This window comes from Massiliimalia massiliensis (assembly GCF_900155615.1).
Taxonomy (GTDB): Bacteria; Bacillota; Clostridia; order Oscillospirales; family Ruminococcaceae; genus Massiliimalia; species Massiliimalia massiliensis.
The window spans coordinates 60,147-87,038 of record NZ_FUHT01000002.1 but is presented as its reverse complement, the minus strand read 5'-3'; the positions used below and the strand labels follow the sequence as shown (position 1 = coordinate 87,038).

The following is a 26,892-nucleotide window of genomic DNA, read 5'->3' as shown; positions in this document are numbered from 1 at the left end:
TTAGATCAGGCTGCCGCCGCAGACATGCATGATTTCTCCGGTAATAAATCCGCTTTCTTCACTGGACAGGAAGGAGATCGCATTTGCCATATCCTCCACTTTACCCATTTTGTGAAGCGGATACATGCTTGCGTATGCTTCCTCGAGCGCTTTGGGATCGTCCGCTTCTTCAAACCGCATTTCAATCATCGGGGTGCGGACAAGGCCCGGCAGGATGCAGTTGACGCGGATGTCAGGCGCATATTCCAGCGCGATGCATTTGGTCAGCATGATTACGCCGGCCTTGGACGGGCAGTAGCCGATCCGTTCCGGAATTGGGTGAACGCCGAGATCGGAGCCAACCGTTACAATGGTGGAGTCCTTCTGCTTTTTCAGCTCTGGGACAGCCGCTTTGCACATGTTGAACACACCGCCGAGGTTGATGCCGAGCTCTTTCATAAACATATCGTGGGATGTGCTTTCCAGGGAACCGATAAAGGTGACGCCTGCGCAGCAGACCAGCTTGTTCACCTTGCCGAACGCCTTAACCGCTTCGGAGACAACGTGCTCCGCGTCTTCCGGCTTGGTCAGGTCAGCCTGGACATAGATGGCGTTTTTATCTTCGATTTTCATATTTGGTTCTACGCCGCAGCCAACAACCTTTGCGCCTTCCGCTAAAAAGTGCTTGGCAACGCCTTCTCCGATTCCGGAAGAAGCACCGGTGATAATTACTACTTTATCTTCAAATTTCATCATGTACACCTCATTTAATTATAAAATTAGGAATTCTATGTGTATGAGCTTAGTCGTCTACCCGTTCAAATCTGCTGTAACGGTGTACCCCGAAGTTCTCCTCATTCTGTCCGCAGTAGATAAATTCATACGGTTTAGTGAATTTACTTTCAAATTCTTTAATGAAAGCCGCCTGAAGTTCTTTATCATCTACCTTTTTCCAGGATTCAAGGCTTTCCCAGATGAATACAAAGTGCATTTCGCCCGGCTTGTTTTCATTGATCCAGGTTTCTTTGCTCAGGAACGGGATGTGATCAAAACCGTCCCACATCGCTTCTCCCAGAGTCCAGACCTCGTGGTCAACTCTCAAATATTCTTCCACGTCCTCCGGCGCTACTTTGAAGATGAGATGCTCTACCGGCAGATGTTCTTTTGTAGTGAATTTATATTTTTTAGACATCATTAACTCTCCTTTGTGATTTGGTTTCCTTTCTTGGAAACCATCTTATTGATTGGCTTCGTTCATCCTATGAGCAAGGTCGATTACCTGCTGCGCGATATCAGGACGGGTCTGGAGGGAATCTACGTCGCTGTTCGGCAGGCATACCTCTCCTAAGCATTCCGCGCTCAGGTCGTTTAACAGGTTTTTAAAGACCAGCTCGCCGCCCAAAAACTGGTTTTCAAAGCTTGGAGCACCGCCGACTAAAAGAATCGCGCCTTTTTTAATTGGATGTTCCGGCATATCGTTTCTTACATGGCCTGCCCAATACACCTGGAGTCGGTCGATCAGGGCCTTTAATTCCCCTGTGATGGAATGGAAATACATGGGGGAAGCCAGCACAATATTGTCTGCTTCTTCGATTTTCTGATAAATATCCTGCATACCGTCTTTGATGCTGCAGCCTTTTTTATGCCAGCAGTAACGGCAGTCCTTACAGGGAGCCACCTCGGTGCGGTAAGCGTCGATAATTTCCTTTTCGCCGTCCAGATGCTCCAGGAACAGGTCAACCATAGCCCTAGTATGCCCCTTTTCTCTGGCGGCGCCGAAAAATACTAAAGTTTTCATGAATTACAGAATCCTTTCTCTTGTTTCAATTAAAACTGCTTTGCCTGTGAAAGCTCCGCCTGCCGCTCTGCCTCCAGGTCAGCTTCATGCGCCTTGTGGTTAAACTTGATCAGGTGCATGATCAGGAAACCGACCGCGCAGATTGCATAGGCGATAATGAAGTTGGTTTCAAAAACATAGCCCTCTGTCAGGACAATGCTCGGAGAGTGGATCATCCCGATTGCTGTAAGTCCAACTGCAATAACAGAGGTCACTGCCGCGTTTCTCCAGTTGTTGTCGATGATGAATACAAACAGGCAGCCCACGATCAGTCCGATAAACGCGGAGCCTGGTTTATACATGGCGAGACCAGCCAGTCCGCCTTCTGCAACATTGTTGATGATAAATTCAACCGCAACCGGAACAGACGCCATAATAACGGCAGGATAGTATTTGCTCTTGACAACATCGAATGCCTGCGCATAGCTGGAGATACCAACGAATACCAGAATTGGCAGAACAGTTGCTTCCGGAATAAACGCGTTGATGATCGCGGTCAGGCCGGTTAAGCCGACAAGCGCGTAGAGAATAACAATGCCGAGGTGATAGCCGGTGCCGGAATTCATCTTTTTCCATCCCGGATAGCCCCAGTAAAGGCCAACTGCCAGCGGACTTCCGAACAGTGCGCCAACCATGCTGGCAACACCGGAGATGACCAGCGGCTTGGTTGTAGTGAAGAAGGTATCTCCGCATTCTTTTGCCTGTTCTACAGCCTGGATACCGGTGATGACCTCGTTAATAGAGAAAACAATGATAATCGGCAGGAATGGAATGGTTGCAGACATAACGTCCGGAGAGAAAATTCCGAAGGTGAATTTCGGCAGGTAGAAGCCGACATTCTGGAAGGAATCAGCTACTGCGCCGAAGCCCATTGCGCCGGTTGCAAAAGCAATCACAGCACCAACGACAATCGCAATCAGAGCAGCCGGAAGCTTGGTGTTTACTTTGCCGAGATAAATCACGAACAGAACGATCAGGGAAATCCAGCCAACCAGAGGCATTTTCAAAACGCCGTCCAAGGACTGGAGGATTAAGAAGGCCATGGCACCGCCGGCCAGGGAACCAAACAAAGCGCCGGCCGGAACAATTTTCAGCAGCTTCGGAACAACAAATGCGCCGATAACAAAGACTGCACCGCCGATAAAGTGTGCGAATACGCCAACCTTAAACGCCATCATTGCATCTCCGGTGGAGTTAAATACCGGCAGCATAATGGAATAAAGCCAGATGAACATACGGCCCGCCTGCAACCCAGCCGGGATTGCGGTTAAGCCTGCGTCGCCTCTCTGTTTCGCGATGTGGCGGTAATAGAGCCAAAGGCCTCCGTTTAACACGATGACGCTGACAAGCACGCCCGGCATCATAGTGCCGAAAACAGTAGCGTTGTCAAGCTGAAATGTACCTACTAAAATTGCAATTGCAACGATAACCTTGGAAAATCCATCAAAGAATACTCCGATTGATGCGTCAAGGTCAGATTTCTTGAAAAAAGGAATCTTTACGTTTTCCATAATACATTGTCCTCCCAAATTGTTTGGTTTCACGAACTGTGAGTTGTTTTCGTGAAATCACAAAGCTTTCATTATTTCTTGTCGTAAATTGAAAAATTAAAGGATTTTGCCAGAACATCCAGCTTAAATTCACCGGCTTTGAACCGGCGGCCGGTTCTCTGGTTAATGATTAAAACCTTTGCCGGGGAATACATTTCCATCGGAACCTGATAGAAGTCGCAGCCATGCTCCTGATAAATTTCCAAGAACATCCTGCCGTATTCCGAGCATTTGTCACTGGTGATTTTTCCGATAACCGCTTCAATTTCGCTGTCCTCGCAGTCGACGGTAAAGGTTGACTGACCGCCGTACATCAGGACGTCATTCACCCGTCCCATTGCGATCAAATCGTCCTTTACAACAGGCGGGACAACACAGAAGCCATGTGCTTCAACGATATTGTCAAGGTTGAATTTCTCCTCCCGCAGGCGGTGAAGGGTCTGTTCCAGAATCCGTGCCGCAACCTCTACGGAGCATACGGTGCTTCCGCTGGCTGCAACGATGATGTAAAGGCCTTCCGGGTCAATTCCGCAGGCGTCAATCAAATCCTGCACCTCTTCTTCGGACATCATCGTCCCCTTTTCTACTGTCAGGACAGCCTGATGATATTGATCGGAATAATCGCTGTAGCATGAAAGCCAGTCGCCGGGTTTTCTGGCAACTGTTCTTCCCGGACCGGCCAGCACCGGGGCATATTTTCCGGGCCGAAGCTCCCATCCGGAGATATTGCAGGCGGCCTGCTGCAGGACAACACGGTCGGAATGGACATGGACTGCGTTATAATAAACGTCGTCGATCCGCTCCGGGAAAGTGTCGATCGTGATTTCGTTGAGTGCGCCAAACAAAATTTCAGTAACCAGCTTGGCTGCTTCCCAACCGCCGCGTGCTTCAACGCCAGCGTCGATGACGTAAGCGCCGTGGATGCGGTGAACCTCAACCTGATAATAATCCGGGTCGTGAACCATTTGCTTCGCGAGCCTGACAGCTCTTTCGTTTACACTGATCAAATCTTTTCCTCCATTTCTCTTCCTGCAGAGCCGAATGTGAAACCTTTTTATTACAGGTTTCCCTCAGATCCTGCGATCATGCAGGGTTATTTTTGATGAAACATAATTTAACTATTAAACTATGTTTTTCTATTAAAACCCCTTGCAATGAAGCAAAGGGAAAATAGACTGTGTTATCAAACAGTTTGTTGGCTTTGAGAACCCATCGGCGGTGTTCCTTTGCGCTGGAACATCCAGTACTTTGAGAAAAGAATCAGCGCGACGACACAATAGATAATGCCGAGGATGACACCGTTTTTCGGAAGCCATGCAATGGATTCACTGTGGATCAGCCCGATAAAGGAAGAACCGGCTAATGCAAGGGAGAATGCAGCCGCACGGAGATAGTGCTTGTCGATGACGCATGCCAGGACGGCGGCAATCAAAAGGCTCGATAAAAATGCGCCGTAGCTGAGTATTTGAATCCCGTTCATGGGGACGGAAAATTCCGCGAATTGAGACGCCGTAATCTCCGAGGTAGTCGTTCCGGCGGCCTGAACAGCCGAATCGATCAGCGTCTGGATATATTGGAAAATAATCGGGATCATTGAAATTAGGATAACGGGAATATATTTTGGCTTGGTATTCTGCAGCGTGGTGCCGGAAACGGAGAAGCCCACAAAAATCAGCAGCACCAGCACAGCCTCATATGGGACAACCGCCATGATAATTCCGGTCAGGCCGCTGATGCAGACCAACAGATAGGTAACGGCGACCGCGATGGAGTAGCCCGAGCGCGCGCCGATTTCCTTCCAGCCGGGATGGCCGAAATAAACGGTAGTAGGGAAGGGGTTGCCCAAAAAGGAACCAATCAGAGTAAAGACGCCGTCCATCAGCATCGATTGACGTTCCGGGTAATTGTCTCCTGCTTCCTTTGCGCTTTCCAGCCCCTGCAGGGTGGTCAGGAAATTGTTAATCTGCAACGGGATAATAATCGGCAGGTAAGGAACAATTTCTTTCATCCCGCTCAGGATATCGCCAAAGAAGAAATGCGGAACATAGAAACCTACATTTTCAAAAGAGGAGGTAAAGCTTTCCGGTGTTAAGGAGCCGGTTGCCCAGGCAATGGCGGCGCCCAGGACGATTGCAATGACGCCGGAAGGGATTTTTTTAAAGCGCTTGTCTGCCTTGCCCAAATAGTCGATCAGGATAATAAAGAGAGGCAGGACTGCATAGATCGGCTTGTCAAAGACAGAGGCCATCCCGACGATCGAGAGCCAGACAATCGCGCTGCCGGCCATGTTGCCGAGCAATGCGCTGTGCGGGACGTTCTTGACAATCCAGCGTCCGGCAAACGCGCCCAGCACCTCTACAATTCCGCCGATAAAGGCCGCGCATAGCCCAACGCGGAACGCGAGCATGGCATCTCCTGTTTTCCAGTAGACAGGCCCCATAATCAAATAGAGCCAGCCGGTAAGCTGCGAGGCACCGATCCCAAAGGGCTGGGAGGTAACGTCCTGGCGCTGTTCTTTTTTTGCAAGCCGCTTTGCCTCATAGAAATACCAGAGGTTTCCCAAGAAGCTGGCCACGCCGATTGCGGGGACGATCTGTCCGATGACAATCGATGCAGGCATGCCGAACACGGCGATCATAATACCGGTAGCTGTTAAAATTTTGGAGAAGCCGTCAAAGAAAACACCAAACGAAGCGTCAATGTCTCCTTTTCCCCAACACTTATATTTAAAATTCATAAGGACCTCCCATTGTATTTAAGATTCCAGCCGAACTCATTTTTAGTTTGCCGGCTGTGCAATGGAATATTACGGCGGAGATAGTTTAAGTGATAAACTAAGTTCCAATAACAAAATACAACTTTCCTAATGCTTTGTCAATATTTTATCAATGTGATTTTTATAATTTTTTCATATTTCTTCGTTTTTCACAAATAATAAGTCGGAATTTGTTTATATTGACAATTCTTTAACAATTTAGCGAAATAAAACAGGCGCCGGATGATCCGGCCCCTGTTTTATTGGGGGAATGATTCGCTGACTTACTGCGTACCGGCAGCTTCTTTCAGGCTTTGCGCTACCTGGTCGTAGGTCTGCTCTGTTTCTTCAGCCTTGTCCTGCAACGTCCAGGCAACAATTTGAAGATAATCTTCCGGACAGTCTACCGTGTAAACCCAATAACGCACCTTAAGCCCATCCGCCGTGCCGGAGACCGTCGTCCGGGTTGCCGCATGGCCTGGTATCTCGAAGTCTGCGGTCTGATCGATGACAGCATTCTCCATATTGGTGCCGATCTGGTGGAGGATCACAGAGGTGTATTCAGAGAAATTCATACTAAGCTCTGATTTTGAATCCGGGATTATCATGAGGTACTGCTCTTTCGCATTGTTTCCGCATGCAAGAACGGAATCGGATGAAAGGGCTGCCTGCATGTCCTTCCATTTATCTGGAATTTCCAGAGAATATTTTCCATCGGAGCTTGTAAGCTGAACAGTTGTCTGGACAGCCGTGTTTTTTGAACTGGTAGATTGTCCTGTTCCCAATAATCCACAGCCGGAAAAACAGCCGATGGCCAATAGTACTGCCAGAACAGCAGCCATGATTTTGCTATATTTCATTCTAATCTCCCTTTATGGAATCGGGCCGGCCGATGTCAGTGCTTCCCGTTCACTTTTAGGCTGGCTAAAATGCGGCATAAAAATTTTATGCCAACATCAGTTTCAACAAAAAACTTTGCTATGAAGTACGTTCCTATTGTATGCTACTCCCTGTCCCGATGTCAAGGAAATCGGCAAGTTGTAATCTTTCTGACAATATTAGCTGGGAGAGTGTAACAAAAAAGTAACAACGGGCGCCCAATTTGCCCGCTGTTACCTTTTATTCTATTCTGCTGTTAATAGATAAAGACGGGACGCATAGTCTCCATCCTTTTCCAAATCATGGGAATAAAATTCTCCCGAGTTGATGTCAGAGGTCAATAGTCCGAGATTCATCAGCTCGTCTCCGTACTGGCTGATATTGCTAGGGGAGACCGTATAGCAGCTCTGTGGATCAAGTCCCTGCAGTCTGATCCTGCTGTATCCGCCGTTCATCTGCCTCAGTATCCGGTAATAGGCGACCAGAGCGGTTTTTCTGTCCTTGGAAACCACCATCCACGACGTTCGGTTACCGTCTCCCTCGAAGGGGCTGATCAGACGGTAAAAATCTCCGTATTGGATCAGCTCCCGGTGCTGTTTCATAAAGGAAACCTGTTCTTTCACCATTTCGGTTTCCCGTTCGCTTAACTGATTGAGATCGAGCTCATATCCAAAGGTGCCGAAGTAGGCGACGTTTGCACGGGTCTGAAGAGGCGTGTTTCGCAGGAGCTGGTGGTTTGGCACGGCCGAGACGTGGGCGCCTATGCTGCTTAAAGGATAAACCATGGATGTGCCATACTGGATTTTGATCCGCTCAACCGCGTCGGTATCGTCTGACGCCCAGCATTGCGGCGCATAATAAAGCATCCCCGGATCAAACCGCGCGCCGCCGCTCGCACAGGATTCAAAAAGGATTTCCGGATATTTGTCAGTCAGGCGCTGGTAAAGGTCGTAGACGCCCAAAATATAGCGATGCGGCACAGTGCCCTGATAATCGGGGCCGGCACCCTGCGAGAACACCTCGGTCATGCAACGGTTCATGTCCCATTTGATATAGGAGACTGGCGCCTCAGAGAAAATTCGGTCCAGCAGGTGGAAAAGATAATCCACAACCTCTTTTTTGGAGAAATCCAGGACATATTGGTTTCTCCCGTGGGAGCTGCGGCGGCCTGGAGCAGCGAGCATCCAGTCGGGGTGGGCACGGTAGAGGTCGCTGTCGTAGCTGACCATCTCCGGCTCAATCCAAAGTCCAAATTTCATTCCCAGCGCCTGGATTTTGCCTGCAAGCCCGGAGAGGCCGTTCGGCAGCTTTTCCGGGTTGGGATACCAATCCCCCAAAGAGGTGGTATCGCTGCTGCGTTTGCCATACCAGCCATCATCGAGGACAAAAAGCTCGACGCCTAGCTGCTGTGCGGCTTTGGCGATCTGTATAATCCTATCTTCGTTAAAATCAAAATAGGTAGCTTCCCAGTTGTTGATCAGAATAGGACGCGTCCGGTCGCGCCAAAAGCCGCGCGCCAGCCGGCTGCGGTACAGGGTATGGTAGGCTTGACTCATACCGTTCAGTCCCTGGTCGGAATACACTGTTACGGCCTCGGGCGTCTGGAAGCTCTCCCCGTTGCAGAGCTTCCAGGAAAAACGGTCAGGATGGATTCCCATGGTTACGCGGGCCGTACCGAAGGGTTCAACGTCCGCCTGTGCCAGAAAATTGCCGCTGTAGACCAGACTGAACCCGTAAACCTCTCCGGAGGCTTCATCCGTATTAGGCCGTTTAAGCGCAAGAAAGGGATTGAAACCGTTTCCGCTGCAGCCCCGCATACTGTAAATGCCCTGCACGCCGTGCTCCAGCGGGCGGCATTTGACAGAACGCTCTCTTGCCCATGCGCCGGTCAACTCTATCATTTCAAAATCGTAGTCCGGGAAATCGAGACTGAGACTCATGGCGCGGTGAATGACAATGGGTTCCTCCTGCCGGCAGGTAAAGGAGGCGCTGCGTGCGATAGCCGGGTGTTGTTCAAAGATGGTATAAAAGAGGATCAGGTCGGTATGAATTACCTCATCCCACAGGTGAACCGCCAGGGTTTCCGCCTCCTCTTCCCGCTCGGCATAAGTAGCGGGGAGACCCGGCAGAGCCGGCTTTCCGGGCCGAATTTCATGAGATACATAAGCAAAGGAGGTGATATGGCTGCCATTTGTCTGCAAAATCTCATAGGCGGGATAGCGCATGTCCCCTGTACCGTAAGCGGGATATTCCTGCTTGATATGCTCCAGTGAAAAGGTTTTATCGCCCTCATAGGCGCAGGCGGACATGGCGCGCGGGAACAGCTCCAGCAGATAATCGAAATTTTCTTTATCGTGAATTCGTTTCCCGAAATAGAGTTGCCCAAGCTGTCCGTTTTTCAGTATTTTAAATAGATAGCTGATTTTATTATTATAAAGATGGAAGGTTTGGGTTGTTTCGTGATAAATAATCGGCATAAGATTCCTCCTCAATGCTTTGGATAAAATTGTATTCTTATTATAGCCTTATAATTGAGGGAAATCAGAAAAAAATCACCCATTTTTTATAAAATGGGTGATTTTTTTAATCGTTAGCGGGAAGAACCCGGTTGAGCGCCACTGCAAGCAGGCAGGCAACAACAGCCTTTAGGATATCGCCTGGCAGGAACGGCACTACGGCAGCCATGAGCGCTGCCGGGATGGTGGCTTGCTGCAGGATGCACATGAACAGCACGCCGAAGAAGTCAATAATCGGAAGGCCGACGCACACTGTCACAAGCAGATAGCGCCAAAAGCTGGGACGTTTTCCTTTCAATAGGCTGATTACCACCACTGCAACCCAAAATCCGATTAGAAAACCGCCGGTTGGCCCGAAGAGCTTGGCTGGCCCGGAAACGCCGCCGGAAAACACCGGAAGTCCAATGAGTCCTGCGAACAGATACACTCCCATGGCCGCAAAGGCCTGCTTTGGAGTCAGCACCAACGCGATCACATTGACAATTAATGTCTGCGCGGTGATGACTACCGGGGAAAAGGGGAGCGGAATTACGATATAAGAGGCGACAATCAGTAAGGTAATGCAGATGGCAATTTTGGTTAGGGTTTGTATCCTGACTTTTGAAACGGATGAGTTCATTTTCTTCCCATCTTTCTATGTAGATATTTTTTTCACAGTCCCAATTATAATCAAAGGAAGGATAATTGTCAACTAAAATTTTTAAAAAAGTTTACAATAATTTTTTTCCTCTGATAAAGATTGTAAATTTTCTCCTTTTTCGGTACAATAAAGGAGAAGAAGTAGAGAAGAATTGGGGGAAGGGTTATGAATTATGAGAAGAGAACCTTTACACAAGACGAACTAAAATATCTCAAGCTGCTGTCCGAGAGCTATCGTACAGAACAGCAGGTTTGTACGGAACTGATTAATCTCCGCGCCGTCTTAAATCTGCCGAAGGGTACAGAGCATTTTATGAGCGACCTGCATGGTGAATATGCCGCCTTCTACCATATCTTGAATAATGCCTCCGGCGTAATCCGCGAGAAGGTTACCCTGCTGTTTGGAAAAGAAATGGAAGAACAGGAGCTTTCCGATTTCTGCACGCTGATTTATTATCCGGAACAGAAGCTGGAGATGGTTCGGATAAGCGGCGGAAATACTGAAGTTTGGTATGAAGAGACTTTACATCGGCTGATTGACCTTTGCAAGCTGGTTTCCTCCAAATATTCCCGTCAAAAGGTGCGGGAGGCGCTGCCAAAGGAATACAGCTACATTATTGACGAGCTGCTCCATGCCCAGCCGGACGAGGACGACAATCAGTTTATTTACCATCAGAAAATTATTGAAACCATCATCAGCATCCAAAATGCGGATGAATTTATCATTGCCCTGACCTCGTTGGTAAAACGTCTGGCAGTTGACCGCCTGCATATTGTCGGTGATATTTTTGACCGCGGGCCGCGGGCCGACAGCATCGTGGATATGCTGTCACAGTATCATTCTGTGGACATCGAATGGGGAAATCATGACATCCTTTGGATGGGAGCGGCTGCAGGGAGCCTGCCCTGTATTGCGACAGTGGTACGCAACAGCGTTGCTTATCATAATCTTGCGACACTGGAAAATGGATATGGGGTAAGTATCCGCCCGCTTTCCGACTTTGCGGCGGCCACCTATCCCGACTGTGAGACACCCCATCAAGCGCTGTTAAAAGCTGTTTCCGTTATCCTGTTTAAACTCGAGGGACAGACAATCCGGCGGCATCCGGAATACCGGATGGATGACCGGCTGCTGCTCAGCCAGATTGATCCCGCCGGGGGTACGGTTGAGATCGAGGGGGAAAAATACCCTTTGCTGGATACCGGCTTCCCGACTGTTCACTGGGCAGACCCATATGCGCTGACTGACGAGGAAGAGCATGTGCTCCATGGTTTGGTACGGGCGTTTCGGGGAAGCGAACGTCTCCAACGGCATGTCCGGTTTTTGTACGACTGCGGCAGTATGTATCGGATTTACAACCACAACCTCCTGTTCCACGGGTGTATCCCACTGGATGAAAACGGGGAGCTGGCAGTGGTGAGCCTTGACGGAAAGATGCTGCGCGGAAAAGAATATATGGATTACTGCGACCACAAGGCGCGCCGCGCATACCTGACTGGGATCAGCGAGGAGGAAAAACAGGATTGCTGTGACTTTATGTGGTATTTATGGTGCGGAAAGGACTCTCCGCTGTTCGGCCGTTCTAAAATGACGACCTTTGAGCGGATGTACCTGGGCGACGAAGCTGCCTGGGAAGAGAAGAAAAATCCTTATTACACCTTCTATCAGTCGGAAGCCGTCTGTGTGAAAATTCTGGAAAATTTCGGGCTGACCTCTCCGTTTGCACATATTGTGAACGGCCATGTGCCGGTGAGGGCGATTGAGGGAGAAAGCCCGGTCAAGGCCAACGGACGGCTGATCGTGATCGACGGCGGCTTCTGCAAGGCATACCATACAAGAACCGGGATTGCAGGGTACACCTTGATTTACAATTCCCACGGGATGCGGATTATGTCTCACCAGGCGTTTGAGGATACCAAGACAGCGCTTCTGGAAAACCGGGATATCCAATCGAGCTCGGACGTTTTTGAAACAGAGCTCGCGCGCGTGATGGTCAGCGATACGGATTATGGACAGAAAATAAGCAATCAGATTTATGACCTGACCCTGCTGCTCAATGCTTACCGGCAGGGCGTGCTGACACCGAAGCTTTCGGAGGAGAATATGGCGCTTCGTTATCCCGGAGACGAACAGGACCTTATGAAAGCCCTGCTGGATACGAGAAAATAAAATTTGGATATCCTGTCCAAAATATCAAAGAAAAATGCAGGGGAATCACAAAAAAAGAGAAAATAGATTGACATCGTATTTTTGGAAGATTATGATGGGTGCAGGGAAGCAATCGGCAGGCTTTGCCTGGTGGATTTGAGACTCCGGATTTTTAGCTTTTGCTCAGAATGTGGAAACATTTTAAATTGGTAATAAAGGAGACGGCAAAAATGGGAATTTTGGAAAAAATGAGACTAGACGGAAAAAAGGCGTTTGTGACCGGCGGCGCGAGAGGCATTGGGAAATGCGTAGCGACCGCTTTGGCGGAGGCCGGTGCTGACATTGCAATCGTGGATATGGATCTGCCGGTTGCGGAAGAAACTGCAAAAGAGATCGCCGCAGCAACCGGGGTAAAGACCATTGCAGTAAAAACCGACGTGACCAGCCAAAGCGAGGTTGACGCAATGATCGACACGGTATTGGGTTCATTCGGCAGGATTGATATTGCCTTCTGCAATGCCGGGATAGCGCTGAATGTCGCCGCAGAAGAGATGACCTATGAACAGTGGCTGAAGGTCATCAACGTCAATCTGAACGGAGTGTTCCTGACAGCCCAGGCTGCGGGGAAGGTTATGATAAAACAGGGCGGAGGCTCAATTATCAACACCGCGTCCATGTCCGCGCATATTGTCAATGTCCCGCAGCCACAGTGTGCTTATAATGCCTCCAAAGCGGGTGTGATCCAGCTGACTAAATCCCTGGCAGTGGAATGGATTGATAAAAATGTACGTGTCAACTGCATCAGTCCGGGCTATATCGGAACGGATCTGATTCTGAGCAATGAAGGGCTGAAGCCGCTGATTGAAAAGTGGAATGCGATGGCGCCAATGGGACGGATGGGTAAACCGGAGGAGCTTCAGGCGATTGTCGTTTATCTCGCAGGGGACTGCAGCACCTTTACCACCGGTTCTGACTTTGTGGTAGACGGCGCGTTTACCTGTATTTAGGAGGACGCTGCCAGTATGACGAAAGCAGTTGTATTAGGAAGTTTAAATGCCGATCTCGTCGCAGACGTCCCGCGTACTCCGTTTGAGGGAGAATCCCTGCTGGCGGAAAGCTTTGTGGTTGTACCGGGAGGAAAGGGCGCTAATCAGGCTTCTACCCTGAGCCGGCTGGGCGCTGAGGTATCCATGCTGGGCGCGGTCGGGAAGGACGGCTACGGCGCAATGCTCAAAGAAAGCCTGGCAAAGGCGGGCGTTGATCACTCTCATCTCGATGAACGGGATGATATCTCAACCGGAGTCGCCATGATTGCGGTATGTCCGAACGGGAGCAACAGCATTATCTCTGTGCTGGGGGCAAATAACCGGGTGGACTGTGACTATATTGACCGGAACATTGACTTGCTGAAAGAATGCGATGTCTTTGTGCTGCAGCTGGAGGTTCCGCTGGAAGCGGCGGCTTATGCGGCCAAAAAAGCGAAGGAATTCGGGAAATTGGTTGTGCTCGACCCGGCGCCCGCCCCGGAAAAATTGCCGGAGGGGCTTCTGGACTCGGTTGACCTGGTGAAACCCAACGAGGTGGAGCTGTCCATCCTGACTGGGATACCGGAGGCAGAAAACCATCTGGAAGAGGCGATTGGAACCTTAAAGCAGATGGGCGCAAAGGATGTGCTGGTGACATTGGGGAGCAAGGGTTCCTGCGTCAGTATGCCGGATGGGAGCATCCATATCATTGAGGCGAAAAAGGTCAAGGCAGTGGATACAACCGCCGCTGGTGACGCGTTTACCGCTTCTGTGGCGATTAAGCTGGCAGAAGGGAAATCCCTGCGGGAGGCAGCGGAGTTTGCAACCAGCGTCTCAGCCATTGTCGTGACAAGAAAAGGAGCGCAGTCCTCCATTCCGACGCGGGAGGAATTGGAAATACTGTTATAAGGCGCAAGCGGGATATCGGCAGGATATTCCGCTTGCTTGTAATAGCAGAGGCATCTGCCTGTGCAATTCTGCTTTCCGGAAGTCCGATGAATCAAAAGAACTGATTTATGTTTGATTTTTCTATCGTGTTTCGGGGAAAAATACAATAAGATAGAAAAGAAAATAATCCTTTTTAAGGAGGAAAACTCATGCAAATTACAAAACCAGACCTTGCTTGGCTCACAGATCCCGAAATATTCGGCGTGAACCGTATAAAAGCGCATTCCGACCATAAGTTTTATCTGGATGAGGAACGGGCGCTTGCCGGCGGGCCAATGGAATTATGCCAGAATTTAAGCGGGACGTGGAAATTTAACTTTGCGAAAAATCCGTCTCTCAGACCGATGGATTTTTACAGAGAAGATTATTGTGTTGACGGATGGGGCTTTATTGAAGTGCCCGGACACCTGCAAACCCAGGGATACGACAAGCCGCAGTACACCAATACCATCTACCCGTGGGACGGGAAGGCGTTTCTCCGGCCTCCGCAGGTGGATATGGAACACAATATCGTCGGAAGCTATGTGAAGGATTTTACCGTGTCTGAGCCTCTGCGCGGAAAACGCACAATCCTTTCCTTTCAGGGCTTTGAAACTGCGATCTATGTCTGGCTCAATGGTGCCTTTATCGGCTATGGCGAGGATGGCTATACCCCGTCAGAATTTGACGTAACCGATTTCCTGAAGGATGGGGAAAACCGTCTTGCTGTGGAGGTCTATCTGCACAGCAGCGCAAGCTGGATTCAGGATCAGGACTTCTGGAGGTTTTCCGGTCTGTTCCGGGATGTGCTGTTGTATGCATATCCGGAAACCCATCTGGACGACTGGTTTGTAACCACTGATTTATCCGAAGGCTTTGACAGCGCTGCGCTGCATGCGCGCTGTGCCTTTTCCGGCGCGGCAGCAGACCAGCTTGAGCTGGCGCTTTATGATGCCGGCGGCACGCTCGTAATGAACAAAAGCTTTTCCTACTCGGAAGCAGCAGAACTATCGCTGGAGGTTGACCAGCCAAAGCTCTGGAGCGCTGAGGAGCCGAATCTGTATACATTGATTCTCCTGATTCAAAGGGATGGAAAAACCGTAGAAGCGGTTTCACAGAAAATCGGCTTCCGCCGCTTTGAGATTGTGGATAAGATCATGCGCCTTAACGGAAAACGGATCATCTTTAAGGGGGTTAACCGCCATGAGTTTGATCCGCGCCGCGGACGTGCCGTCACAGAAGAAGATATGCTCTGGGATATCTGTTTCCTTAAGCAAAACAACCTCAACGCGGTGCGTACCTGCCACTATCCGAATCAGACGCGGTGGTACGAGCTCTGTGATGAATACGGAATTTACCTGATTGACGAAACAAATCTGGAAAGCCATGGTTCCTGGTCAAAAAGAGATGTCATTGATGATTCCTGGACGGTGCCGAACGACCGGGAGGATTGGCTGGCGGCTGTCATTGACCGTGCCAATTCCATGATGCAGCGGGATAAAAACCATCCGTCTGTGCTGATCTGGTCCTGCGGGAACGAATCCTACGGCGGGAAAGACATCTTTGAGATGTCCCAGCATTTCCGCCGCAGCGACCCGACCCGGCCTGTTCACTATGAAGGAGTAGTGAATGACAAACGGTATCCTGATACTACGGATATTGAAAGCCGGATGTATCCGCCGGCTTCCGAAATTGAGGAATATCTCCGGAATGACCCGCCAAAGCCATATCTGAGCTGTGAATATGCGCATACAATGGGCAATTCCTGCGGCGCGCTTGACGCATATACCGCTCTGGAGCGTTACCCGATGTACCAGGGCGGCTTCATCTGGGATTATATCGACCAGTTCATCTATCAGAAAAACAGGTTTGGTGAAGAGGTGTTGGCCTACGGCGGAGATTTTGAGGATCGCAACTCCGACTATAATTTCTGCGGAAACGGGATTGTTTATGCTGACCGCACCCCTTCCCCTAAAATGCAGGAGGTGAAATTCCTCTATCAGAACCTGAAAATTGTGCCGGATCAAACCGGATTTACGATGGATAACCAGAACCTGTTTATCAGTACGGCGGGATACCGTTTTATCTGTACGGTAGAGCTGGAAGGACAGGAAATTGACCGGATTGAAATGGATTGCGATGTCCCGGCACAGAAAAAGGAGCACATTTCTGTTTCCTGGCCGGATCTTCCGGCTGGGGCAGAATATACCCTGAATGTTTCGGCAGTCCTGAAAGAGGATACCCTTTGGGCAATGGCAGGGCATGAGACAGCCTATGGGCAGACTGTGCTCGGCAGCTACCAGCCCGGTCCGATTTCGGAGGAAGCAAAGATGACAATTGTGCTGGGTGACGGAAATATCGGTGCGCACGGCAGATATTTTGACATCCTTTTCTCGGCAAAAGAGGGCGGAATTTCTTCCCTGAAATACAATGGGGTGGAATATATTACCCGTGCGCCGAAACCGCGTTATTGGCGCGCTGCTACAGACAACGACCAGGGCAACGGGCATCCATACCGATGCGGATTCTGGTATGCGGCCTCCGCGTTCCAGACCAAAACCAAGATGGAGTATGAAGAACAGGATGGAAAACTGCTTGTCCGCTACAGCTACAGGCTGTCCCCGATGGCAGAGGCTGAAACCACGGTGTCCTATACCGTTTCGCCGGACGGAACCGTTGCAGTGGAAGTTTCTTATCCAGGCGCTGAAGGTCTGCCTGAGCTTCCGATGCTCGGCTGGAGCATGAAGCTGCCGGCTGATTACCAGAACGTTGTCTGGTATGGCGCCGGGCCGGAGGAAACCTATCTTGACCGCCGCTGCGGCGCCAAAATCGGCGTATACTGCACAACAGCAGAAGACAATATTGCCGGTTATGCCATGCCGCAGGAATGCGGCAACAGGACAGATGTCCGATGGGCAGAAATTTCGGATGAAAACGGCAGAGGCCTTTTCTTTGAGATGGAGGATGCGCCGTTTGAGTTAGGTGTGCTTCCCTATTCCGCGTTCCAGCTTGAGGATGCGCTTCATTGGGACGAGCTGCCGATGCCGAAGTATACCTGGGTCACCATAGCAGGAAAACAAATGGGTGTCGGCGGAGATAACAGCTGGGGAGCAAGGGTGCATGAGCCTTATTGTATCCCGTCTGATAAACCGCTCTCTTACCGTTTTACCATTCGGTCAATATAACAGTAATAATCAAACCAGCCCCGTGGTATTCTGCGGGGCTGGTTTTTATACGATTCTGTGAAGAGGATTATGCAATTTCCCGGATGACGAGCACGCCGTTTACGGTGCTGGCTGTCGTTCCTGTATAGTGGAGCGATAACGTTACCGGAGCTGTTACTGTGCTGACAAGGAACGTAGAAGCCACGCTGCCTGCTCCGCCGTCTGCGGCAATCGCAGCGGTTGTGCTGTAGTTTGCCTCGGGTACATTGTTCAGAATAGGGTCGACCGTAAAGCTTCCGGCGAGCTGCGCGGCGGCAGTAACCTGGCAGCTGACTTCGTAAATATGTCTCTGAGCAAGATAAACAGAAGCAGAAGAAGCGGCCACGATCGTTCCGTTTGGCCCGGTCAGGATTGGAACGAGCGCGAGGTCAGTTCCGCTGGTCACAGCTCCTTCTGTGATATGATACATTGCATAGGAACGCTCTCCTGTCCCCGGCAGGCAGCAAGGGGGCGGGGTAACCGGCCGGCAGCACGGCTCCGGGCAGCATGGCGCCGGAGGGCATACAGGCTTGCAGCAGGATTCACAGGGGCATGGTTCCGGACTGGACGATCCTGCACAGCAGGTTGGGACAAGCCGGCAATTTCCGCATTCACTGCAGTCATAAATATTCAATTAAATTCACCTCCATTCCAGTATATGAAACGGAGAGGAAAAGGGTCAGCCTTTTGCATGAAAAAACGGTGCGGACTGAAACAGTCCGCACCGTTTTATTCTTCCTCCAATCGGTTTTCTGCCTTTACCCGCTTTGCCAGCTCAACGACATCCTCATATGAAGCAAGCTGCCCGCAGGCATTGCGGAATTTTGCCGCACCGCGCATCCCTTTTACGTACCATGCGGCATGCTTTCTGGATTCCCGGATTCCCAGCCGTTCCCCCTTGAATTTGCAGATGAGGCTGATATGCTCCAGCATAATCTCAAGCCGCTCTTCTACGCTTTTCGGCGGAAGCAGGGCGCCGTCTTCCAGGTACCTGCTGACCTCTTCAAAAATCCAGGGATGCCCATAGCTGCCACGCCCGATCATCACGAGGTCGCATCCGGTTTTCTGATACATTTCTGCAGCACGCTGAGGGGTGGTGATATCGCCGTTTCCGATGACGGGAATGGATACGGCCTGCTTCACCTGGGCAATAATATTAATATCCACAGGTGGATTGTACATCTGCCGTTTGGTGCGCCCGTGCACTGTAATGGCGCTGGCGCCGGCTTCCTCGAGCATACAGGCAAGCTCCACAGCGTTAATATTGTCATTGTCGAAGCCTTTTCGGATTTTTACGGTGACCGGAAGGTCTACCGCGTCAACGCACGCTTTGACAATATCGGCGGCAAGCTGCGGTGTTTTCATTAACGCGCTCCCGCTTCCGGTTGAAACCACTTTCTGTACGGGACAGCCCATATTGATATCGATAAACTGGGGAGAAAATTTAGCGGCTTTTTTACAGGCGGCCGCCATGATATCCGGCTCGCTGCCGAAGAGCTGGACGCCCATGGGATATTCTTCGCCGGTGACGCTTAACAGCTCGGCAGTTTTGCGGTCGGAATAAAACATTCCCTTGGCGCTCGCCATTTCGCCGGTCACCATAGCCGCGCCGTACCTTTTGCACATCAGGCGGTAAGCGTGATCTGCAACAGAGGCCATTGGCGCGAGGGCGGCAGTTTTTTCCAAAACAATATTTCCTAGTTTCACAATATCGATCCTTTAAAGTTGAAATAATAGAATGAGCGTGATATACTGTTAACAGACTTGTACCATGGAGAAAACGTGTCTACGGCTATCCATTATAAAGCAGACAGGCCGTTTCGTCAACTTTTGGACGGGCAGGTACAGGCGCAAAACAACAGGCTTTGGCCTGCCTTGAAGGCGCCGCGCTTTTTATAGGGATCATTTCGCGTACAAGGCTGGCTCCAATTCCACGGGAAAGGAAAAGTTTGAATGGCGAAGCCTTCAAACAGGAAACGCTTTCGTCAGAGCGAAGGCAAGGGTGATAAAGATGAAATTTTTGGCAATTGATGGAAACAGCATTTTAAACCGTGCTTTTTATGGGGTACGCCTGCTTTCCAATAAAGAGGGAACCTATACCAACGCCATTTTTGGCTTTTTGAATATTTTGCTGAAACTACAGAAGGATTATACGCCGGATACTACAGTGGTGACCTTTGACCTAAAGGCGCCCACCTTCCGCCATCTTCAGTATGAAGGCTATAAGGCGAACCGGAAAGGAATGCCGGAGGAGCTGGCGATGCAGCTTGAGCCGCTCAAGGAGCTGCTGCGCCTGATGGGAATTCCGATTGCAGAGCTCTCCGGATATGAGGCGGACGATCTGCTGGGCACAATTTCCGCCCGATGCCGTGCGAACGGGGACGATTGTATCATCGCTACCGGGGATCGCGATTCCTTGCAGCTCATTGGCGAGCATGTACAGGTTTGCATGGTGAAAACGAAGGAGAATATTTTATATGATATCCCTAAGCTCAAAGAAGATTATGGAGTATCCCCGGAAGAGGTGGTTGAGCTCAAGGCCCTGATGGGGGATGCCTCTGACAATATCCCAGGTGTGAAGGGGATTGGAGAAAAGACAGCGACTGCGCTGATCCAAAAATATCATAATATTGACGTGATCTATGCGTCGCTCGATTCGCTGGACGCGACTCCAAGGGTAAAAAAGCTGCTGGAGGAAGGGAAGGACATGGCCTTCACCAGCCGGGAGCTGGCGGCCATCTGCGTGGAAGCGCCGATGGAGCCGCTTGCTGAGCTGCAGATGCGGCCGGTACAGGAGGCAAAGCTTTCGGAGGCGTTGACCAGGCTGGAATTGTTCAGCTTCTTTAAACGGCTTGATATCCGACCGGTTTCAATGCAGGAGCAGCCTGCCGCACGGGTAGAGCAGAAAACGATTACAGCCTTGTATGATCCTGCTGCCGACATTTTGATAGAGAAGCTGAAGCGCTGTGGGAGGATCGATTTCTTTGAGCAGGATGGGACGCTTTATTTCTGCCTGGAGAATGAAATCGCTGTCATTACAAAAGAGATACCGGCTGTGCTGGAACAGGCAGTTTATCAAAGCAGCCTGCCCAAGCGCACCTATCAGGCAAAGGCATATTTTAAGGGAGCAAGAGAAAAAGGACTCTCTTTTACAGATCTTACCTTTGATGCGGAGCTTGCCGCTTACCTGCTAAGCTCTGTTTCCAGAGGATATGCCCTGGCGGGGCTGATTCAGAAATACCTGCCGCATCAGGCTTATCAGCTTGATACAGAGGGAGAAGCCCTGCGGATCGCCGCGGCCTTTTCCGACCTCTGTGACGCGCTGACAGAGCGTTTAAAGAACGAGAACATGTTCGGGCTTCTCTGCGACATCGAGCTGCCGCTCTGCGAAGTGCTGGCTGATATGGAGTATGAAGGCTTTGGAATTGATATGGAGCAGGTTGACCGTTACGGGAAAGAGCTTCTGGGACGGATTGATGAGCTAAAGGAACAGCTCTTCTTCTATGCGGGGCATACCTTTAACCCGAATTCTACTCGGGAGCTGGGCGTTATCCTTTTTGACGAGCTTGGACTGCCCGCCAAAAAGAAAACCAAGACAGGATATTCTACCAACGCCGATGTGCTGGAAAGTCTGCGCGGGAAGCATCCGATTATCGACTGCCTGCTGGAATACCGGAAGCTGACCAAGCTTCACTCAACCTATATTGTAGGACTTTCCAAAGTGGTTGGTGCGGATCAGCGGGTTCACTCCACCTTTAACCAGGCGGAGACACGGACGGGAAGGATTAGCTCTGCTGAGCCAAATGTACAGAATATTCCGGTACGGAGCGAAGAGGGAAGCAAAATTCGGGAATTCTTCGTTGCGCGGGAGGGATATATGCTGGTGGACGCCGATTATTCGCAGATTGAACTGCGGATTCTGGCCCATATTGCACAGGATGAAAATATGATCCAGGCCTTCCGGGATCAGGTCGATATTCATCAGGTGACAGCCTCGCAGGTGTTTAAAACGCCGATGGATGAGGTGACGCCGCAGATGAGAAGCCGCGCAAAGGCAATCAATTTTGGCATCGTATACGGAATCGGGGCGTTTTCCCTGTCGCAGGATATCCATGTTTCAGTTGCGGAGGCGAAGTCCTATATCGAAGAATATCTGAAAACCTATCATGGTGTCCGGGAGTATATGGACAGGATTGTCAGGCAGGCGGAGGAGGACGGCTATGTCAGCACCCTCTATCACCGCCGGAGAGAGCTCGCCGATATCCGTTCCACGAATAAGGTGGTCAAGGCACTGGCAAAACGGATTGCCCTGAATACGCCGATCCAGGGAACGGCGGCGGACATTATCAAAATCGCGATGATCCGGGTATACCGCCGGTTAAAGGCGGAAGGGCTTCAGGCGAAGCTTATTTTGCAGGTGCATGACGAATTGATCATTGAAGCGCCGGTAATGCAGGCGCCTTTGGTTGCCTCGCTGTTAAAGGAAGAAATGCAGTCGGCCGCCAGGCTTGCGGTAGAATTGTCCGTTGATGTACACACGGGAAAAAACTGGCTTGCCGCCAAGGGATAAGGAACAAGAATTACAGCTTGATCAATCAGATTATATAAGCTTTACATTTATTTTTATTAGGATGTGCTTTTGTCAAAAAGGGAGGGTCATGGAAATGAAAATTCTGATATTGTGCACCGGGAACACCTGCCGCAGCCCAATGGCGGAAGGAATTGTGAACGCGATTATCAAGCGGGAGCATCTGGAAAAGGAAATGCGGGTGGAGAGCATGGGATTCGCCGCGTCCGATGGGGATTTCCCAACTGTAAATGCGGTAGAATGTATGAAGGAGATCGGGATTGATATTACCGGCCATCGTGCCCGGCGCGTTACCCTTCAGGATTTAAATGATGCGGATATCTTTTATGTTATGACTGATTCACATAAAAACGTGATTGCAGACGCGGTGCCTGATTATGAAGACCGGGTTATTGTGCTGGATGTGCCGGATCCATTTGGCCAGGACATTGGTGTTTACCGGGAATGCAGGGATAAAATTCGGGATTTCTTTGAACAGGAGTTCCGTTTCCGGCTGGATGAAAAGGCGGACAAGTAGTCTGGCATAAACAAGATTGAGATTAGGCGGAATCAGGATGAAGGAAAGACTTTCTGTTACCACGATGCGGCCTGAGCATATTCAGGAGATATATCGGATTTCCTGCGCCTGCTTTACCACGCCCTGGAGCTTGGAAAGCTGGGAGGAGGAGTATGCATCCCCGTCCGCACTGACACTGGTAGCTCTATTGAACGATGAGGTTGTAGGCTACCTGAATGTGCACCATGTATTTGACGAGGGAGATCTGAATCTCCTGGCAGTACAGGCTGAGTACCGGCGGAAGGGGATTGCTGCCCGTTTGGTAAAGGAACTGGAAATTCAGGCCAAGCGTCTGGGAATTCGCTGCTATACACTGGAAGTCCGGACGGGCAATGCTTCGGCTATTGCCTTTTACACTCGGCTGGGCTTTGAGCAGGTTGGACGAAGGAAAAACTATTACGTCAAGCCGGTAGAGGATGCGCTTTTGCTGAGAAAACTGGTTAGCTGAGTGTGGCGGCGGTATGCCGTCACATTTTCTTGCTTTATTGCGCTGGAAGAGATTGGGGAAAAGAAGAAAGGAACGACAGGAATGAAGGTACTGGGGATAGAAAGCTCTTGCGATGAGACTGCTGTGGCTGTAGTGGAGGACGGGAGAAAGGTCCTTTCCAATATGGTGGTTTCACAGATAGAGGAACATAAGCTTTATGGCGGCGTTGTCCCGGAGATTGCTTCCCGTAGGCACTGTGAGAGTATTGTCGGGGTAACAGACCTTGCCTTAAAAGAGGCCGGGCTTACACTTGATGAAATTGATGCAGTCGCGGTCACCTACGCGCCGGGTTTGATCGGCGCTCTGCTGGTTGGAGTGAACTTTGCAAAGGGCCTGGCCCTTGTTAAAAAAAAGCCGCTCATCCCGGTTCATCATATCCGGGGACATATTGCGGCTAATTATCTGGTGCATCCTGAGCTGGAACCGCCGTTTTTATGTATGGTCATGTCAGGCGGGCATAGTCATATTGTCTGGGTGAAGAGCTATACTGAATATGAGATCATCGGACGTACTCGCGATGATGCAGTCGGGGAAGCCTATGATAAGGCGGCCCGGGCGCTGGGCTTTCCTTATCCGGGAGGCGTACACATGGATCAAGCGGCACAGAATGGAGATCCTGACCATTACAGGCTGCCGAGACCAAAGGTGGACGGAAACCCTTATGATTTCAGCTTTTCAGGACTGAAAACCGCGGTGATTAATCTGATCCATCATGCAAAACAAAAAGGAGAAGAGGTTTGCGTTTCAGATGTTGCGGCGTCTTTTCAGCTGACTGTCTGCGACCTGATAAGCGGCCGGCTGATGCGCGCGGCGGAAGAATATCGTGCCGACAAAATTGTACTGGCCGGCGGTGTTTCCGCAAACAGCGGTGTGCGTACCAGGATGGAAACAGAATGTAAAAAAATGGGAATCAAATTGTATATGCCGCCTCTTTGTTACTGTGGAGATAATGCCGCAATGATTGCAAGCCAGGGCTATTTTGAAGCTGTTCATGCAAAAAAAGCCGGTATGAGCCTGAACGCGACGGCCTCCCTTCCAATCACTGACGAAAAATTTGAGATAAAAGAGGCTGTTTTGTAACTTTGACACAAAAATGTCAAAATTATAAAAAATTCATAAATTAGAGATTGATTTTTTGACAGAGTCTCTATATAATAGTAGTTGTGAGAAATTTGATTTTTCTTTTGTTCGGCATTTTGCCGAAAGCAGATGGAAGGCTTTTTGCGGCTGAAAAGAAGAAAGCAGATCAAAAATGTTTCAATTGAAGGGAGTTTTACAAATGTTAACTAACAACAAAAATGTCCTCACTTGGGTTGAGGAAATGGTTGCTCTTTGTAAACCGGACAAAGTTGTTTGGATTGACGGTAGCGAAGAACAACTGAGTGCTCTGAGAGATGAAGCTGTTTCTACCGGGGAAATGGAAAGACTGAATCAGGAAAAATTGCCGGGCTGCCTGCTTCACAGAACAAACCCGAACGATGTCGCTCGTGTAGAAGCACGTACCTTTATCTGCTCCAGAAAAGAAGAAGACGCTGGCCCGACCAACAACTGGTGTGACCCGAAGGAAATGTACGCAAAATTGACCCCGATGTATGATGGCGTGATGAAGGGCCGTACCATGTATGTAATCCCTTATTCTATGGGACCAATCGGTTCTCCGCTTGCAAAGGTCGGCGTTGAGCTGACCGACTCTATTTATGTTGTTCTGAACATGGACATCATGACCCGTATTGGAAAAGCTGCTTTTGAAAATCTCGGCGATACCTCCAACGACTTTGTACGCGGCCTGCACTCCAAAGCTGACGTTGATCCGGAAAAGAGATACATTGTCCACTTCCCGGAAGACAATACAATCTGGTCTATCAACTCCGGTTACGGCGGAAACGTACTGCTCGGCAAAAAATGCTTCGCGCTGCGTATCGCTTCCTATCAGGGCAAAAATGAAGGCTGGATGGCTGAGCACATGCTCATCCTCGGCATTGAAGCTCCGAACGGAGAGACCACCTATATCTCCGCTGCTTTCCCGTCTGCTTGCGGTAAAACAAACCTCGCTATGCTGATTCCGCCGGAAGTTTATGCAAAACAGGGTTACAAGGTATGGACTGTCGGAGACGATATTGCTTGGCTGAAACCGGGCGCTGACGGCAGACTCTATGCAATTAACCCAGAAAACGGTTTCTTCGGCGTTGCACCGGGCACCAATATGAAATCCAACCCGAATGCTCTGAAAACTACTATGAAAGACACTATCTTCACCAACGTTGCTCACAATCTGGATGACAACACTGTTTGGTGGGAAGGCCTTGATAAAAATCCGCCGGAAAATGCGGTGGAATGGACAGGCAAGCCGTGGAACGGCAAAAAGGACGAAATCAAGGGAGCTCATCCGAACTCCAGATTTACTGCTCCGGCAAGAAACTGCCCGTGCATCAGCCCTGAATTTGACAATCCGCAGGGTGTGCCGATTTCTGCGATGGTATTTGGCGGACGCCGTGCAAAAACCGCTCCGCTGGTTTATCAGTCCTTTGACTGGAAACATGGCGTATTCGTAGGCTCTACCATGGCTTCTGAAACAACTGCTGCTGCTACCGGTGCTGTCGGCGTTGTCCGACGTGACCCGATGGCTATGCTGCCATTCTGTGGCTACCATATGGGCGACTACTTCAAGCACTGGCTCGAAATGGGTGAAAAGCTGGGCGATAAAGCGCCGAAAATCTTCAACGTTAACTGGTTCAGAACCGACGATGAAGGCCACTTCATTTGGCCGGGCTTTGGCGACAACATGCGTGTCCTGATGTGGATCGTAAACCGTTGCAAGGGTGCTGCGGACGCAGTAGAAACCCCAATCGGATATGAACCGAAACCAGAAGATATCAATCTTGAGGGTCTGGACATCGATCTGGATACTGTCAAGGGTCTGCTGGATGTTGATGTGGATCTTTGGAAGGAAGAAGCAAAGGGCATCCGCGAATTTTATGCAAAATTTGGCGACAGGCTGCCGAAGGAAATGGCTGACCAGCTCGATGCATTAGAAGCAAGACTGGATAAGTAAAGTACCAATATAAAATCCCCTGTACAAACTGTACAGGGGATTTTTGTTTCATTATCGGAGAATACTATATCAGCTTTTGTCGTTTTCAGACCTTTGAAAATATTCCAGCAGAGAATACAGCAGCTTGATCTCCTCTGATGTAAGCCCTTTTAACGAAAGAGTCTGTTCCTCCTCCATTCCCAGGAGATAATCCGTGCGCACACGGAAAAGGCGAGCCAATTCAACAATATATTGTACGGTTGGCATGGAAAGCCCCATTTCCCACGCGTTTACGCTGGAACGGGTCACATGGAGCTGTTTGGCAAGCTGTGCCTGTGACAATCCGCTTTCTTCCCTCAACTGCTTGATTCGATCGGCAATCATATCAGTAGCCATTCCTTTCTGAAGATACTTTGCAAACATTTTTCAAATTATCCTCTTGTTTTATTAGTATACGCTACAAAACTTGACATTACATTATCTAATATGATATATTAATATCAATATATGCATAGTTTTATTGACGTCATTAGTTTTCTTTTGTATAGCAGAGATGGCCAATTCAGTGAGGAGGGAATGGAATGAAAGGAAAAAAACTGTTGTTCCTGTTTTTATTGTCAGCGTTTATCATGAGCGTATGCAGCGGATGCTGCCTGCTGCATGGATCCCATGAACCGGAGGCAGGATATCCCAATACATATCATTTTACAGTCCGGCCAGATGGAAAGAGCCAGAGAATTGATCTTTATATTCATCTTGACTGATCGAAAA

General features: G+C 49.8%; 22 protein-coding genes. 10 read left to right on the top strand and 12 right to left on the bottom strand.

Annotated elements, in window-relative coordinates; all coding sequences use genetic code 11:
• The 9 genes from CZ360_RS00390 to CZ360_RS00350 all read right to left on the bottom strand — a co-directional run bounded on the left by CZ360_RS00390 (window position 1) and on the right by CZ360_RS00350 (window position 10,135).
• Window positions 1-735 carry an SDR family NAD(P)-dependent oxidoreductase gene (locus CZ360_RS00390; RefSeq protein ID WP_229407947.1) on the bottom strand — a complete coding sequence of 245 codons (735 nt, stop codon included), beginning with the start codon at window positions 733-735 and terminating at the stop codon, window positions 1-3.
• Between the two features lie 46 nt (window positions 736-781).
• The gene (locus CZ360_RS00385; protein WP_229407946.1) at window positions 782-1,174 is read right to left on the bottom strand and encodes a TIGR03792 family protein; all 393 of its coding nucleotides are present in this window, start codon (window positions 1,172-1,174) and stop codon (window positions 782-784) included.
• A 42-nt stretch (window positions 1,175-1,216) separates the two neighbouring features.
• Window positions 1,217-1,777, bottom strand: coding sequence for a flavodoxin family protein (locus CZ360_RS00380; RefSeq protein ID WP_077532238.1), 561 nt, complete (start codon window positions 1,775-1,777; stop codon window positions 1,217-1,219).
• A 29-nt stretch (window positions 1,778-1,806) separates the two neighbouring features.
• Window positions 1,807-3,327 (bottom strand): permease, encoded by a 1,521-nt coding sequence (locus CZ360_RS00375; RefSeq protein WP_077532237.1) that lies wholly within the window; start codon window positions 3,325-3,327, stop codon window positions 1,807-1,809.
• A 71-nt stretch (window positions 3,328-3,398) separates the two neighbouring features.
• On the bottom strand, window positions 3,399-4,373 hold the full coding sequence (gene mch / locus CZ360_RS00370) for a methenyltetrahydromethanopterin cyclohydrolase (RefSeq protein WP_077532236.1): 975 nt from the start codon (window positions 4,371-4,373) through the stop codon (window positions 3,399-3,401).
• Window positions 4,374-4,549: 176 nt separating this feature from the next.
• Window positions 4,550-6,103, bottom strand: a complete 1,554-nt coding sequence (locus tag CZ360_RS00365) for a uracil permease (RefSeq protein ID WP_077532235.1) — start codon at window positions 6,101-6,103, stop codon at window positions 4,550-4,552.
• A 302-nt stretch (window positions 6,104-6,405) separates the two neighbouring features.
• Entirely contained in the window at window positions 6,406-6,981 is a 576-nt protein-coding gene (locus CZ360_RS00360; RefSeq protein WP_077532234.1) for a hypothetical protein, read from the bottom strand.
• A 264-nt stretch (window positions 6,982-7,245) separates the two neighbouring features.
• Window positions 7,246-9,477: an alpha-galactosidase gene (locus CZ360_RS00355; RefSeq protein WP_077532233.1), complete on the bottom strand. Its 2,232-nt coding sequence runs from the start codon at window positions 9,475-9,477 to the stop codon at window positions 7,246-7,248.
• Window positions 9,478-9,583: 106 nt separating this feature from the next.
• Window positions 9,584-10,135, bottom strand: a complete 552-nt coding sequence (locus tag CZ360_RS00350) for a biotin transporter BioY (protein ID WP_077532232.1) — start codon at window positions 10,133-10,135, stop codon at window positions 9,584-9,586.
• Between the two features lie 186 nt (window positions 10,136-10,321).
• Between CZ360_RS00350 and CZ360_RS00345 the strand changes: the two genes are divergently transcribed.
• The 4 genes from CZ360_RS00345 (at window position 10,322) to CZ360_RS00330 (ending at window position 17,441) form a co-directional block, all read left to right on the top strand.
• Window positions 10,322-12,325 carry a fructose-1,6-bisphosphatase gene (locus CZ360_RS00345; RefSeq protein ID WP_077532231.1) on the top strand — a complete coding sequence of 668 codons (2,004 nt, stop codon included), beginning with the start codon at window positions 10,322-10,324 and terminating at the stop codon, window positions 12,323-12,325.
• Window positions 12,326-12,534: 209 nt separating this feature from the next.
• Window positions 12,535-13,311, top strand: coding sequence for an SDR family oxidoreductase (locus CZ360_RS00340; RefSeq protein WP_077532230.1), 777 nt, complete (start codon window positions 12,535-12,537; stop codon window positions 13,309-13,311).
• Between the two features lie 15 nt (window positions 13,312-13,326).
• Window positions 13,327-14,238, top strand: a complete 912-nt coding sequence (rbsK, locus tag CZ360_RS00335; protein ID WP_077532229.1) for a ribokinase — start codon at window positions 13,327-13,329, stop codon at window positions 14,236-14,238.
• A 188-nt stretch (window positions 14,239-14,426) separates the two neighbouring features.
• Window positions 14,427-17,441 (top strand): beta-galactosidase, LacZ type, encoded by a 3,015-nt coding sequence (locus CZ360_RS00330; RefSeq protein WP_077532228.1) that lies wholly within the window; start codon window positions 14,427-14,429, stop codon window positions 17,439-17,441.
• 67 nt (window positions 17,442-17,508) lie between these two features.
• Here CZ360_RS00330 and CZ360_RS00325 read toward each other — a convergent pair whose 3' ends face one another.
• On the bottom strand, window positions 17,509-18,093 hold the full coding sequence (locus tag CZ360_RS00325) for a hypothetical protein (RefSeq protein ID WP_077532227.1): 585 nt from the start codon (window positions 18,091-18,093) through the stop codon (window positions 17,509-17,511).
• 95 nt (window positions 18,094-18,188) lie between these two features.
• The gene (dusB, locus tag CZ360_RS00320) at window positions 18,189-19,166 is read right to left on the bottom strand and encodes a tRNA dihydrouridine synthase DusB (protein ID WP_324612691.1); all 978 of its coding nucleotides are present in this window, start codon (window positions 19,164-19,166) and stop codon (window positions 18,189-18,191) included.
• A gap of 304 nt (window positions 19,167-19,470) precedes the next feature.
• Between dusB and polA the strand changes: the two genes are divergently transcribed.
• From polA to CZ360_RS00295, 5 genes are all read left to right on the top strand, one after another.
• Complete coding sequence (polA, locus tag CZ360_RS00315; protein WP_077532225.1) at window positions 19,471-22,029, top strand: DNA polymerase I; 2,559 nt, start codon at window positions 19,471-19,473, stop codon at window positions 22,027-22,029.
• Between the two features lie 88 nt (window positions 22,030-22,117).
• Complete coding sequence (locus CZ360_RS00310) at window positions 22,118-22,564, top strand: arsenate reductase/protein-tyrosine-phosphatase family protein (protein ID WP_159438052.1); 447 nt, start codon at window positions 22,118-22,120, stop codon at window positions 22,562-22,564.
• A gap of 37 nt (window positions 22,565-22,601) precedes the next feature.
• Window positions 22,602-23,051, top strand: a complete 450-nt coding sequence (gene rimI, locus CZ360_RS00305) for a ribosomal protein S18-alanine N-acetyltransferase (protein WP_143530103.1) — start codon at window positions 22,602-22,604, stop codon at window positions 23,049-23,051.
• 81 nt (window positions 23,052-23,132) lie between these two features.
• Window positions 23,133-24,170 (top strand): tRNA (adenosine(37)-N6)-threonylcarbamoyltransferase complex transferase subunit TsaD, encoded by a 1,038-nt coding sequence (gene tsaD / locus CZ360_RS00300; protein ID WP_077532872.1) that lies wholly within the window; start codon window positions 23,133-23,135, stop codon window positions 24,168-24,170.
• A gap of 199 nt (window positions 24,171-24,369) precedes the next feature.
• The gene (locus CZ360_RS00295; RefSeq protein ID WP_077532222.1) at window positions 24,370-26,142 is read left to right on the top strand and encodes a phosphoenolpyruvate carboxykinase (GTP); all 1,773 of its coding nucleotides are present in this window, start codon (window positions 24,370-24,372) and stop codon (window positions 26,140-26,142) included.
• 69 nt (window positions 26,143-26,211) lie between these two features.
• Here CZ360_RS00295 and CZ360_RS00290 read toward each other — a convergent pair whose 3' ends face one another.
• Window positions 26,212-26,544, bottom strand: a complete 333-nt coding sequence (locus CZ360_RS00290) for a helix-turn-helix domain-containing protein (protein ID WP_229407945.1) — start codon at window positions 26,542-26,544, stop codon at window positions 26,212-26,214.
• Between the two features lie 158 nt (window positions 26,545-26,702).
• On the opposite strand from CZ360_RS00290, the gene CZ360_RS00285 reads away from it, so the two are divergent.
• Window positions 26,703-26,885, top strand: coding sequence for a hypothetical protein (locus tag CZ360_RS00285; protein WP_077532221.1), 183 nt, complete (start codon window positions 26,703-26,705; stop codon window positions 26,883-26,885).
• The last annotated feature ends 7 nt before the right edge of the window (window positions 26,886-26,892 follow it).

Coding starts and splice junctions, on each gene's coding strand:
- CZ360_RS00365 (WP_077532235.1), bottom strand. CDS start 6,103: ATGAATTTTAAATATAAGTGTTGGGGAAAAGGAGACATTGACGCTTCG.
- rbsK (WP_077532229.1), top strand. CDS start 13,327: ATGACGAAAGCAGTTGTATTAGGAAGTTTAAATGCCGATCTCGTCGCA.
- CZ360_RS00380 (WP_077532238.1), bottom strand. CDS start 1,777: ATGAAAACTTTAGTATTTTTCGGCGCCGCCAGAGAAAAGGGGCATACT.
- CZ360_RS00375 (WP_077532237.1), bottom strand. CDS start 3,327: ATGGAAAACGTAAAGATTCCTTTTTTCAAGAAATCTGACCTTGACGCA.
- polA (WP_077532225.1), top strand. CDS start 19,471: ATGAAATTTTTGGCAATTGATGGAAACAGCATTTTAAACCGTGCTTTT.
- CZ360_RS00340 (WP_077532230.1), top strand. CDS start 12,535: ATGGGAATTTTGGAAAAAATGAGACTAGACGGAAAAAAGGCGTTTGTG.
- CZ360_RS00345 (WP_077532231.1), top strand. CDS start 10,322: ATGAATTATGAGAAGAGAACCTTTACACAAGACGAACTAAAATATCTC.
- CZ360_RS00285 (WP_077532221.1), top strand. CDS start 26,703: ATGAAAGGAAAAAAACTGTTGTTCCTGTTTTTATTGTCAGCGTTTATC.
- CZ360_RS00360 (WP_077532234.1), bottom strand. CDS start 6,981: ATGAAATATAGCAAAATCATGGCTGCTGTTCTGGCAGTACTATTGGCC.
- tsaD (WP_077532872.1), top strand. CDS start 23,133: ATGAAGGTACTGGGGATAGAAAGCTCTTGCGATGAGACTGCTGTGGCT.
- CZ360_RS00355 (WP_077532233.1), bottom strand. CDS start 9,477: ATGCCGATTATTTATCACGAAACAACCCAAACCTTCCATCTTTATAAT.
- CZ360_RS00350 (WP_077532232.1), bottom strand. CDS start 10,135: ATGAACTCATCCGTTTCAAAAGTCAGGATACAAACCCTAACCAAAATT.
- CZ360_RS00390 (WP_229407947.1), bottom strand. CDS start 735: ATGATGAAATTTGAAGATAAAGTAGTAATTATCACCGGTGCTTCTTCC.
- CZ360_RS00310 (WP_159438052.1), top strand. CDS start 22,118: ATGGAAATGAAAATTCTGATATTGTGCACCGGGAACACCTGCCGCAGC.
- CZ360_RS00295 (WP_077532222.1), top strand. CDS start 24,370: ATGTTAACTAACAACAAAAATGTCCTCACTTGGGTTGAGGAAATGGTT.
- rimI (WP_143530103.1), top strand. CDS start 22,602: ATGAAGGAAAGACTTTCTGTTACCACGATGCGGCCTGAGCATATTCAG.
- CZ360_RS00330 (WP_077532228.1), top strand. CDS start 14,427: ATGCAAATTACAAAACCAGACCTTGCTTGGCTCACAGATCCCGAAATA.
- CZ360_RS00290 (WP_229407945.1), bottom strand. CDS start 26,544: ATGTTTGCAAAGTATCTTCAGAAAGGAATGGCTACTGATATGATTGCC.
- CZ360_RS00385 (WP_229407946.1), bottom strand. CDS start 1,174: ATGATGTCTAAAAAATATAAATTCACTACAAAAGAACATCTGCCGGTA.